Annotated in this window: 13 protein-coding genes; 10 read left to right on the top strand and 3 right to left on the bottom strand. The window is 44.2% G+C overall.

The features are described from left to right. Positions 1-17 precede the first annotated feature (17 nt). The gene (gene metR, locus ACL2XO_RS02595) at positions 18-953 is read left to right on the top strand and encodes an HTH-type transcriptional regulator MetR (RefSeq protein WP_132923872.1); all 936 of its coding nucleotides are present in this window, start codon (positions 18-20) and stop codon (positions 951-953) included. Here metR and ACL2XO_RS02590 read toward each other — a convergent pair. From ACL2XO_RS02590 to ACL2XO_RS02580, 3 genes are all read right to left on the bottom strand, one after another. Then, positions 859-1758, bottom strand: a complete 900-nt coding sequence (locus ACL2XO_RS02590) for a carboxylate/amino acid/amine transporter (RefSeq protein ID WP_413726325.1) — start codon at positions 1756-1758, stop codon at positions 859-861. The genes metR and ACL2XO_RS02590 overlap by 95 nt on opposite strands. A gap of 950 nt (positions 1759-2708) precedes the next feature. Further along, complete coding sequence (gene fabD / locus ACL2XO_RS02585) at positions 2709-3563, bottom strand: ACP S-malonyltransferase (RefSeq protein WP_413726324.1); 855 nt, start codon at positions 3561-3563, stop codon at positions 2709-2711. A gap of 82 nt (positions 3564-3645) precedes the next feature. Next, entirely contained in the window at positions 3646-3894 is a 249-nt protein-coding gene (locus tag ACL2XO_RS02580; RefSeq protein WP_413726323.1) for a phosphopantetheine-binding protein, read from the bottom strand. A 276-nt stretch (positions 3895-4170) separates the two neighbouring features. Here ACL2XO_RS02580 and ACL2XO_RS02575 point away from each other — a divergent pair, with 276 nt between their 5' ends. The 9 genes from ACL2XO_RS02575 (at position 4171) to ACL2XO_RS02535 (ending at position 11144) form a co-directional block, all read left to right on the top strand. Beyond that, positions 4171-4485 (top strand): hypothetical protein, encoded by a 315-nt coding sequence (locus tag ACL2XO_RS02575; protein WP_413726322.1) that lies wholly within the window; start codon positions 4171-4173, stop codon positions 4483-4485. Between the two features lie 193 nt (positions 4486-4678). After that, entirely contained in the window at positions 4679-5101 is a 423-nt protein-coding gene (locus ACL2XO_RS02570) for a 3-hydroxyacyl-ACP dehydratase FabZ family protein (RefSeq protein WP_413726875.1), read from the top strand. Continuing rightward, the gene (locus tag ACL2XO_RS02565; protein WP_413742124.1) at positions 5091-6374 is read left to right on the top strand and encodes a beta-ketoacyl-[acyl-carrier-protein] synthase family protein; all 1284 of its coding nucleotides are present in this window, start codon (positions 5091-5093) and stop codon (positions 6372-6374) included. The genes ACL2XO_RS02570 and ACL2XO_RS02565 overlap by 11 nt, the downstream gene beginning before the upstream one ends. Position 6375: 1 nt before the next feature. Then, positions 6376-7113: an SDR family NAD(P)-dependent oxidoreductase gene (locus tag ACL2XO_RS02560; RefSeq protein ID WP_413726874.1), complete on the top strand. Its 738-nt coding sequence runs from the start codon at positions 6376-6378 to the stop codon at positions 7111-7113. Between the two features lie 14 nt (positions 7114-7127). Continuing rightward, positions 7128-8366, top strand: coding sequence for a hydroxymethylglutaryl-CoA synthase family protein (locus tag ACL2XO_RS02555; protein WP_413742123.1), 1239 nt, complete (start codon positions 7128-7130; stop codon positions 8364-8366). Beyond that, positions 8359-9087 carry an enoyl-CoA hydratase/isomerase family protein gene (locus ACL2XO_RS02550; RefSeq protein WP_413726319.1) on the top strand — a complete coding sequence of 243 codons (729 nt, stop codon included), beginning with the start codon at positions 8359-8361 and terminating at the stop codon, positions 9085-9087. Before ACL2XO_RS02555 ends, ACL2XO_RS02550 begins: the two co-directional genes overlap by 8 nt. Next, complete coding sequence (locus tag ACL2XO_RS02545; RefSeq protein WP_413726318.1) at positions 9080-9832, top strand: polyketide synthase; 753 nt, start codon at positions 9080-9082, stop codon at positions 9830-9832. The genes ACL2XO_RS02550 and ACL2XO_RS02545 overlap by 8 nt, the downstream gene beginning before the upstream one ends. A 2-nt stretch (positions 9833-9834) precedes the next feature. Next, positions 9835-10623, top strand: coding sequence for an SDR family oxidoreductase (locus ACL2XO_RS02540; protein ID WP_413742122.1), 789 nt, complete (start codon positions 9835-9837; stop codon positions 10621-10623). Between the two features lie 80 nt (positions 10624-10703). Beyond that, positions 10704-11144, top strand: coding sequence for a lipocalin-like domain-containing protein (locus ACL2XO_RS02535; RefSeq protein WP_413726316.1), 441 nt, complete (start codon positions 10704-10706; stop codon positions 11142-11144). The last annotated feature ends 44 nt before the right edge of the window (positions 11145-11188 follow it).

Below are 11188 nucleotides of genomic sequence, written 5' to 3'. Positions count from 1 at the left end.
CCAGGTGAAACACCCTCATGATCGAACTTAAACATCTGCGGACGCTGCAAGCCCTGCGTAACAGCGGATCGCTGGCGGCCGCATCGGCCCAGCTTCATCAAACCCAGTCCGCGCTGTCCCATCAATTCAGCGATCTTGAGCAGCGGCTGGGTTTCAGACTATTCGTTCGCAAAAGCCAGCCGCTCCGCTTTACTCCCCAGGGAGAGATCCTGCTGCAGCTGGCCGAACAAATCCTGCCTCAGGTACAGCAGGCGCTGCAAAATTGCCTGGAACCGCATCAAACGACGCTGCGGCTGGCCATCGAGTGCCATAGCTGTATTCAATGGCTGACGCCGGCGCTGACCGAGTTTCGCGAGCAATGGCCGGAGGTGCTGGTGGATTTCCGCTCCGGCGTCACCTTTGACCCGCAGCCCGCCCTGCAGCAGGGGGAGCTTGATCTGGTGCTGACGTCGGATATCCTGCCGCGCAGCGGATTGTTTTATACGCCGATGTTTGATTTTGAGGTACGGCTGGTGGTGGCCCCGGACCATCCTCTGGCGAAAAAAGAGCACATCGCTCCCGAGGATCTCAGTGAAGAAGTTTTGATGATTTACCCGGTACAGCGCCAGCGGATGGATGTCTGGCGCCAGTTCCTGCAGCCCGCCGGCGTCAGTCCGGTGCTGAAAAGCGTAGACAATACTCTGTTGCTGATTCAGATGGTGTCGGCGCGCATGGGCATCGCCGCGCTGCCCCACTGGGTGGTGGAGAGTTTTGAACATCAGGGGCTGATAGTCACCAAAACGCTGGGCAGCGGCTTATGGAGCCGGCTATATGCGGCGTCCCGGGACGGCGAGCAGCGCCAGCCGGCCATCGAGGCGTTTATTCGCTCGGCCCGTCAGCACGCGTGCGCGCATCTGCCTTATGTGCGGGACGCGCAACGATCCAGCGCCGGTGCACCCATAGCGAAGCCATAATCACCGAGGCGCCGACGATAAAGCTGGGCCAGTGCGGCCGCTGCTGCCATATGGCCAGGTTCACCAGTAATCCGGCGGGAACATGGAAGTTGTTCATGATGCCGAGGGTGCCGGCATCCACCTGGGTCGCGCCATAGTTCCACATAAAGTAGCCCAGCGCGGAAGCAACCACCCCCAGCCAGACTAAAATTCCCCATTGCAGCGAGGTGGTGGGTAATTGTCGGGCATTACCGAACAGCCACCAGCCGATGACCGCCACGATGAATGAACCAAGGTAAAACCAGGAAAATGCCGTATGCTGCGGCATGGGATAGACTTCCATCAATCTTTTGTAACCCACCTGCCCCACGGCGAACACCAGATTGGCGGCCTGTACCAGCAGCAGGCCGCGCCAGTAATGTTCGCTGACATGGTCGTAGCGGATAATCGCCGCCCCCGCCACGGCCAGCATGGCGCTCAATACATAGCCCCAGCGCAGTCGCCGACGGCGCAGCAGATCATAAACCAGGGTGACATAGAGCGGCGTCATCACGGTGAACAGGAGAAATTCCGGTACCGACAGGTAGAGATAAGCCTGGTAGCTTATCATATACATGATGCCCAATTGGCAGGCGCCTACCGCCATATACAGCAACAGGTGCGTTGCGCGATAACCGCGCCAGCGCAGAAAGGGCAGAAATACCAGCGCCGCCAGCGTCAGGCGCACCAGCACCGAAAACCAGCTGTCCACCTGCCCGGCTAGATACTCGCCAATCAAGCTGAAGGAAAACGCCCATAAAACAGTGGTGATAATAAGCAGCGGCACCGTCAATCGTCCTGTAATGCAAAACGCTATGATAGCTGATGCGGTAGTCATAATTATGACTAATATGGTTTACGAGTGAATAATTATTAATCAATCGATGATCGGACCTGCGGACGATAGCCTTATTTAACGATCACCTCGTAAACAGCACCAATCAAAAAAATTGAGAATGCTTTTATAATAAGGATAAATAATTTATTCTATATCAAGAAAAAAGGATAAATAATGATGTTGAAAAAAGCGTACTTTACAAAATGAGCTGACGTAAATAAAACTTACTTTTTTCTCAATAACAATTTTTTTGTTGGCGTGGCAGAATTTATGCTGGCCTCAATGCTTCCTCCTCTGGCTGATGCATTTGGGACCACCGTTGATAAAGCGGCTATAGCGATATCAGGATATGCATTTTCCTACGTCATTTCTGCTCCCATTATCGGTTATCTTTCGAAACGAAAAAATTAATAGCAAAAATTACTTCTCATATCCATTTAATTAAATAGCATAGATAATATAGCTATTATTTTTCCCCCAACGCTCGAATGGGCTATCGCGCTTAGAATGGGACTGGCGTGGCGACGTTTATCCTTACGGGGGAGGCACTACACGTACGTTATGGTTTTTCTCCTGCGAGCACAGGTATGATTATCACCTTTTTTGGACTTGGCCTAGGAATAGGGATGGGAATAGGAAATATTACCGTTGGCGTGGTTAATAAGTATTTAGCCATTTCTTCATTAATTTCAGGCGAGAATTTATCTTCTCTCATAATTTTATCGATAGGACCGTTTATAGGAATAATAACCTTCTCATTAGTATTTTCATGTCAAAAAAAGTACAGATGATTAATACGGCACGCTAGATAACAGCTAAAATCGGCAGCATGTAATGGGTAATTTTTGTATAGAAGCACATCCATAGCCCTTAAGATCTTGATATATTAATTTTGGTATTTATTTCAATTCAATATTTTTAATCATATCCAACAATATAGAACTGTCTCCTATTTCCACAAAATCATTAACGCCATGGGTTCGCATATACATAACGGATTGTCGCCACATAACAGGTTTATTAATATGTTCAGAAAGATTGCGCACCACCGATGATGCGCTATACGGCCGAGCTGTCCTGTTGGCGATCACAGGAATTTGCGGAGTTGAAAATGAAAAACTTTCAACGTATTCACCAAACCGGGCGGCTGCATGATTCAGCATGGAACTATGAAAAGCTCCGCTCACGTTCAGTACAACATATTTCACAGCGTCATTGTCGTAGAATACTTCCTCAGCAAGATGGATACTCTCGATAGGGCCTGAGATAACTATCTGGAAGTCGGCATTTAGATTGGCGATTGACAAGTTAAGTTGGCGATTTCTAGCAAGGACCTGCACCACCTCCTCCGCATCAAGACCGAGTACCGCCGCCATGCCGCCTCCCGCAATTTCAGACATAAGCTGCGCGCGACGGTTTACCAGATGCAGTCCGGTTTCAAAATCGAACACGCCGGCGCAAAGGAGTGCATTGAATTCACCTAAGGAATGTCCGGCCAAAAAAAATGGGGGGTGATTACCTTCTTCAGTATAATGTAAGTAATATAAAGCATTGATGGTATACAACGCTGGTTGAACATAACGTGTATTCCTAAAGCGATCAGCAGGGCAATTCAAGAAGAATTCACGAATGCTAAATCCGGAAATTTCATCCGCCTTCGCCAGTAAGTCCGGCCAAATATCAAAAACGACTGTCTTCATTCCTGAGCGCTGAGCACCCTGGCCCGGGAATAGTATAGCTTGTTTAGAAGTCACGTTCTTCACTCCCCCGTCACTCTGCATAGAAATGTCGAAACTTCATGTACTCCCAATATCTTTGCATTGCTTATCCTAAAACTTACATTTTTGAACTGCTGGTGACAAACAAATCTATCAGTCCGTTAATTGAATTAACATTCTTCAATTCGGTTCGCGGAATTTTTATTTTCAACTCTCTCATACTTCCCGAAACAACGGAAACAATATCTAAACTGCTTGCACCATAGTCCGCCATAGATTTTTGTAAATCAATTTCTGATTCATTGATGTCTTTAACGGCGCTAACAATATGCTTTATTATAACATTTTTGATATATTCTCTGTTCATAATATCTCCTTACCATTGATGTAAATTATAGTGTCCCATTTGTTATAATCTTTTTTATTAAAACTATCAATCTTCCGATGATATTTAATTTTAGGTAAGAAAGTTTGAATAGTTTATATACTTTAATGCTTTCAATTATAGTTTAAATAATAATACCGTTTTTTCATAATGCGATCTGTCGCACATTTTTTTAGGTTCTTTATTGTAGTCTTTTAAGAGGACGATAATAATAATTTAGGACATGCCATTTCACTTTTCTGATGAGGATTATTCATCATGTCCCACATCCCCTGTTTTTGTATTTATGGTGTTTGTGGAACCTGTGACGACAGTTTGCTTATTGATTATTTGGATAAATCGATTTATACCGATGAAACCGATTTATTACTTCAAATAGAACGCTGTCCATATCAGGCATTGCATGCTTGGCAAATTCGCCATCATCCTCAAATCTCAGAAGTGTTTGAAATAGAGAAGGTCTTTTCAAAAGAATCAGCCGAAGAAGCCATAACTTTTTGGAAAGCCTACTTTAATTCCCTTGGCAAGATCGTTATTAGCGGCACTCATTTTAGTGAGGTTTTAAATGGATGAAAATGGCAGTAATGGTTCGGAAAGCGATGGCCTCCTATCGCAAGATAATCCCCTATCAGTCAATCATATAGAATACGGCAACGACCTTAATTTAGAAAAAATACAGCTATATCAATTGAAAGAAGATTTATTGTTTTCTGACAATGTGGCTAATGAATTGAAGCAGACTCTAGACCAGCGGCAGATAAAAAGAATGATACCCCATCGGCAACCGTTTCTCCTGGTGGACAGCGTTGAGTTGATTAATCTTAAGCGCAGATTAATCAAAACAACCAGAAAAATAGATGAGCAAGACCCAGTATTCAGAGGACATTTCCCTCATCATCCGGTATACCCGGGGGTGCTTCAGCAAGAAAGCATGTTTCAAAGCGCACTCATTTTATTATATTGCCTGCTTAATGAGACTACCGAACCTTTGCAAAACGAGCAGGTTACTAACGCTGTGGGCACGCGAATATATGATGTCTTTCATTTGTGTGCCGTGCTTCCCGGAGATCTGATGACCATTCGCTGCGGCATCACAGAATACGATGCTCTGATTGCCACGGCCATTGTTCAAATTACGGTTAACAATAATATCGTCACCATCGGAAAAGGAGAATTTTGTGTCATCTGATCGCATAGTGGTAACTGGCATAGCCATCAATACACCGCTTGGAGACACATTAGATAATGTGGGGAATAATTTAATGTCTGGAAAATCCGCCATTGGCTACTGGCGTAATTTGGACACCTGTAATATCTATTCAAAAATCGGTGGGCAGCTTCCAGACTATAGTTCTGAAGACAAGCTGCGCACTTTTAGCAATCGTATTTCCGATGCCGTCATCGACCGTGCTGAGCGGGTTTTTAAGCAGACCACCAAGAACGTGCAGCTCTCGGTATTGATGGCTATGGACGCCTGGCTTGACGCAGGATTATTCGAGCAAACCCTTGATCCCTTCGAGTATGGTGTCATTTGCGGCGGACATAACCTGACTGATCAATATTTGCTTAATCAACAAGCTATTTTTCTGGATGAGCCGGAATTTATTGATGCTTTATCTGGATTAAACTCGCTCGATACCGACCATTCGTCCTCTGTGGCGCAAGTATTGAATGCCAAAGGATTAGCCTATCTCATCGGAGGAACCTGCGCCACCGGCAACGTCACCATGCAGGCCGCAGTGAATGCGATCAGAGTAGATCAAAAAAAGGTGGTTGCCGTCGTTTGCCCAATGGCCTCATTCCACCCGATGATGTTGCATTCACTGACGATTCTGGAAGCTATTTGTTATAGCCAATATCAGGATTCTCCCGCCAAGGCCAGTCGCCCTTATGACATAAATCGAAGTGGCTTCCTGCCCTGTGAAGGAGGAGCAGTATTAATTCTTGAACAGGCCGAGCACGCAGAAAGCCGTGGCGCGAAGATTTATGCCGAACTTCTGGGTGTCAGTATCAATTCTGATGCCAACCATCTTGGCGATCCTTCTCATGAAGGGCAGGTTCGGGTAATTCAGGATGTACTGCAAAAATGCCATATAGCCAAAGAGCAGGTCGATTTTGTCAGTGCCCATGCAACCTCCACGAAAATAGGTGACATCGTAGAAATAAATTCGATTAAAAAGGTGTTTGGCAGCCATGCGGGAAATCTTGTTATCAACGCACCGAAATCTTTGCTTGGGCATACCATGTGGGCATCCGGTGTCATAGAAGCAGCCATTGCTATTTGGCAAATGAAACGTGGAGAGTTCCATCAATCGCACAATATAGAAACGCTCGATCCTGCCGTAGATTTGAATGTGTGTGCCACCGGTAATGTAAAAAAAGACGTTGATGTTTTTTTGAACAACTCTTTTGGCATGGGAGGCATTAACAGTGCAAGCCTGTTCAGGCGGTATTATGGCTAGTATGAATTTGTTTGTCAGCGGTGGGGCCAGCGGTATAGGTCGAGGGGTGGTCATTGCCGCGTTGGAAAAAGGCTGGCATGTCGGCTTTAGCTACCACAGCAATAAAAATGGCGCTCAACAGATTCTTGATATTGCCCGTGCAAAATTTCCAAATCAATTATGTCATGCCTATCCCCTGGATGTGGCAGACAGCAAAGCCGTGGAGTCGACCGGCGATTGTATCATTGCTGATTTTAACGATATTGATGCGATTGTTTGCAATGCAGGCATGGATATCCCCTGTAATCTGGTGTCAATATCTGATGAAGATTGGGCACTAATACTCAATACCAACTTAACGGGCGCTTTTTATCTTATTCGCTATTTTCTTCCGTTATTCATCACCAATAAATACGGACGAATTGTCACTGTTTCCTCATTGGCTAAAGATGGTTCCTCGGGACAAGCGGCTTATGCTGCATCAAAGGCCGGCCTAGTGGGATTAACCGGAACAACGGCGAAGGAGTATGGCCGTTTTGGCATTACGGCTAACGTGTTGGTTCCCGGATTAATTGATACTGACATTATTGTTGACGATGTTAAAGGTATCGTACAGTTTTTTTCACAGCACTCCCCGTTAAGGCGGCTTGGCTCAACCAGTGAAGTTGCTGAAGCTATTTTATACCTTGCCAGCAGAGAAAGTAGTTATGTCAACGGTGCTGTTCTCAACGTAACGAGTGGTATTGATTGGGTCTATTGATTTCCGGGGGCGTGATGAACACTATTGGTATTGAAAAAATAAGTATTTATCCCAGCAGTCTGGCCCTGAGGTTATCTGACCTGGCCCACGCACGAGTTGGTGACAGGAAATATATTCAAGAAACCTTAATGGTTTCGACACGTAGCTTGGTTCCCTTATGCGAGGATGCGGTCACACTTGCGGTGAATAGCGCCAAAGAGATGCTGACCAATGAAGATCGATCGGACATCGGCCTGTTTATCATTGCAACAGAGTCTGGCTTAGACCAAGAAAAAGCGATTAGCACCTGGGCGCACCGCTATCTTAATCTACCTGCCGCTTGTCGTGTTTTTGAATTGAAATCTGCCTGTCATGCCGGCGCCGCTTCGCTGAAGATGGCTGAATCGTGGATATATTCCGGTCTAAATCGTGACAAGAAGGCTCTGCTGATCAACGTCGACATCAGCAATAATATGACTCGTCATGGAATGATGGAGTATAGCCTTGGCGCTGGCGCTGTTGCGTTGCTCATTTCGAATAAACCGCTTTTTGCAGTGATTGAAACGGGCAAATCAGGCGTTCATACCCATGAAGTCACCGATGTCATCCGCCCTCTCCCTTGGAAAGAGATAGCTTTTGATGTGCAGGCGAGCCTTTATTCCTATATGGACGGACTCGAAGGCGCTTTCGCAGAATATTGTCAGATAACGCCTGAAGCGAAAGACACCGCTTATTTTAATTATAATATTTATCACCTGCCTTTCCCTGGCATCAGCAAAGAAGCGCATAAAGTCTTGCTTGAGTTACAGGGGATATTTGGTATGGAGGCCATCGCGGCTTCATTTAAGAAAAAGGTAATACCTTCCTTATACTATTCCCAGCAAATGGGTGCGACCTATTGTGGTAGTATTTTTCTCTCTTTGTTTTCGCTTGTTTCACAGGCTCAGGGACTCAAACCCGGAGAGCGCATCGGGATTTACTCCTATGGGTCAGGCTCCTGTGCTGAATACTTTAGCATGCTTGTCGGGGAACAGGCAGTAGCGATTGCCCGGCAACAGGCTAAAAAACTGGATGCACTATTGGCTCAGCGAAAAATATTGGACGTGCCTGCCTATGAGCAATTGGAAGAAGCACGAAGCGCTCAAATGCAAGGTCAAGGCTACAAAGTAGACGAAAATAATATGCTGGACGGGTATGCCCGTTACTACAGCGGCAACGACCGTCTCATCCTTGAACATATCGATAATTACTTGAGGGGTTATCGTTATGTATGAATACGTTACTGTGCCTATAAAGTTTAATCCTGACTTATTATCAGATTTCGAGAGTCGGTTTGAAACAGCGTTAAAAAATAGTCAGTTTGATGTTATCGTACTCACAGGTGGCCGCACCTGGTTTAGTATGGGCATGGATCTTGATTATATAACAAAATCATACGACCCACTCTTTATTTCTCAATTTTACAATATACTAAAAATGGTGAAAAACAGCCCCAAACCTGTCTTAGCCAAGGTGGAAGGGGATGTTATTGCCGGTGGGATTGCGCTTATGTCCTTAGCAGATTTTGTTATTGCCTGCGACACCGCTTCATTTAGTTTGCCGGAATCAACTATTGGGATAACGCCATCAATCGCTATGTCCTGTTTGCTTGAGCGCATTGCTCCTCATCATCTTCAATCCCTCGTATGGAGCGCTACTGCTATTCCGGCAATAGAAGCCCTTGAATGGGGTATGGTTGATAAAATGAGCACCATAGAAAACCTTGAGCAAGATGTCAGGACGATGTGCAATAAATTTTCAAAAATCCCCGAGTACGTTATTCGGGAAAGTAAACTACTTATAAACCCGCGCTCATCTTTTGATAAAACACTGGAGCTAGGCGCCCATCTCCTCAGAGAAAGATTAAATGACCCGCTAACTCTTGAAAAAATACGTCACTACCTTGAATGCATCCGTTTGTTTAATGATGAATACGCGGAGAACAAACATGAATAAATTTATCTTGGACGTTCATGGGGATGGAATTGTTTCTTTGAACATTAACGACCCAGCAAAAAAAAACGCAATCGATGATGAATTTTGCATACAATTGTATGACATAGTAGATCAAATTAAAAAGAACAAAAGCATAAAAGTTATTATCATGACCGGGTTACCTGATATATTTTGCAGCGGTGGTACAAAAGCGTTTTTACAAAACCTCATCAGCCATTACAAAACCAATATAGAGCATGATTATGCCAACCATCTAAAACAAATATTGAATATTCCCGTTCCTGTGATTGCGGCGATGGAAGGAAGCGCCACGGGTGGGGGATTAATTATAGGTTTATATGCGGACATTATAATCGCCGCAGAAGAGAGCCGTTATGGTCTAACATTCATGAACATGGGATTCACCCCAGGGATGGGTTCCACCGCATTATGTCAATCGGCGTTTGGTTATTATACAGGTTTTGAGATGATGATTACCGGTGACCACTTTACAGGCAAGGAATTGAAAGGAAAATGTTGTTTTAACTATATTTTACCGCGTGCTGCCGTCTTGAATAAGGCAATGGAATTGGCCGCGGCTGTTGCTGAAAAACCACGCCATAATTTAGAGTTGTTAAAAAAATACATGTCAATAGGAAGACGTAAGTCCCTTGAGGAGACAAGCACCATCGAAGCATTTATGCATCACATCTCTTTCAACCAGCTTGATATTGAAAAAAACATACAAGATAATTATACAGGTTGATTATGTTTAATAACTTCAGCGAAATGGTGGTTTTAATCACGGGTGGCACAAAGGGAATCGGCCGTGCCACTGTTGAAATTTTTGTTAAGGCCGGCGCAAAAGTCTATGGCACTTATTACTGGGGTGATAACTTAACGGAGTTGGAAGAATATTTTTCGAAATATTCTAACTCGCCTAGCTTTATATATTCAGATGTAAAAGATGAAAATGCAACATACTCTTTAATCAAAAATATCGCCAAAGAAAATCAAGGCATTGATATTTTTATTGCCAATGCAGCTTTCGCTCCGCAATTCAAAGAGAATTATGAATACCGCGGTTTGTTGAACAGTATCGAACATAATGCTTGGCCACTAATTAGCTATCTTAATAATATAAAAGAAGTATTTGGTCATTGCCCGCGTTATGTTGTTGCAGTGACGTCCGAAGGTCATCGTAGTTGTTATATTGAAGGTTATGATTATGTGGCGGCATCGAAAGCCGTACTGGAAACCTTTGCAAAATATATTGCAGCACGGGACAATGTTATTATAAATTGTGTTTCACCCGGCGTAGTTGACACCGAAGCCTTTGAGCTTGTATTTGGCAAGAAGGCACAAAAATTTATCAGAAAATTCGATCCTGATTTTATCATCAAACCCGAAGCCGTTGGAAATGTGATTATGGCACTATGCAGTGGTTTAATGGATTCAGTACGAGGTCAAGTCATCCTCGCTGACAATGGAAAATTGTTTACTGATAATTTCACGAAATGGATCAAAATGATTGACGACCATTTCGAGGATAAATAACCAGATGCCCTATCTTATCATGATGCTTTGGCCGAAAGGGGTAATTTTATACTCTTCGCTAATATAAAAGAGGGTTAATTATGTCGGATATCAGTAAAAATAAATTTTTAGGCCGCTGGAAATTGGCATCTTGCACCGGAAAAAATGGCGCTAGAAGTATCTCTCCTTTAGGCGAAGCTCCTTTTGGGATGCTTATCTATACCGAACAATATATGATGGTCTTCATTTCAAGCAACGAGAGAAAAAAATTCAGCACGAATGATATTCGTGCCATTCCTCCTGAACAAATTGTGTTGGACTTCTCTAATTTCGAGACATATTGTGGCAGTTATTGTATTGATTTTATGAGAAATAAAGTGACTCATTATATTGAGAGCGGTAAAAATCCCAATCAAATTGGCACACAATTTTGCCGATACTTTAGCTTTGAGCGTAAAAAACTCATTTTGAAATCTACCGACAGCCTATTACTAAATGGCGAACCATGGTTGGTTGAGCTGATTTGGAATAAACAAGAATGAATAGTCAGTCTGACGTTATGTTTGGATGAGCGTTAACGCAACGC

It is taken from the genome of Sodalis sp. RH15, from assembly GCF_047324255.1.
In the GTDB taxonomy this organism is placed as follows: domain Bacteria; phylum Pseudomonadota; class Gammaproteobacteria; order Enterobacterales; family Enterobacteriaceae; genus Acerihabitans; species Acerihabitans ligni.
Note: the sequence above shows the minus strand (reverse complement) of the source record. Positions and strands in the feature narration are given on the sequence as shown.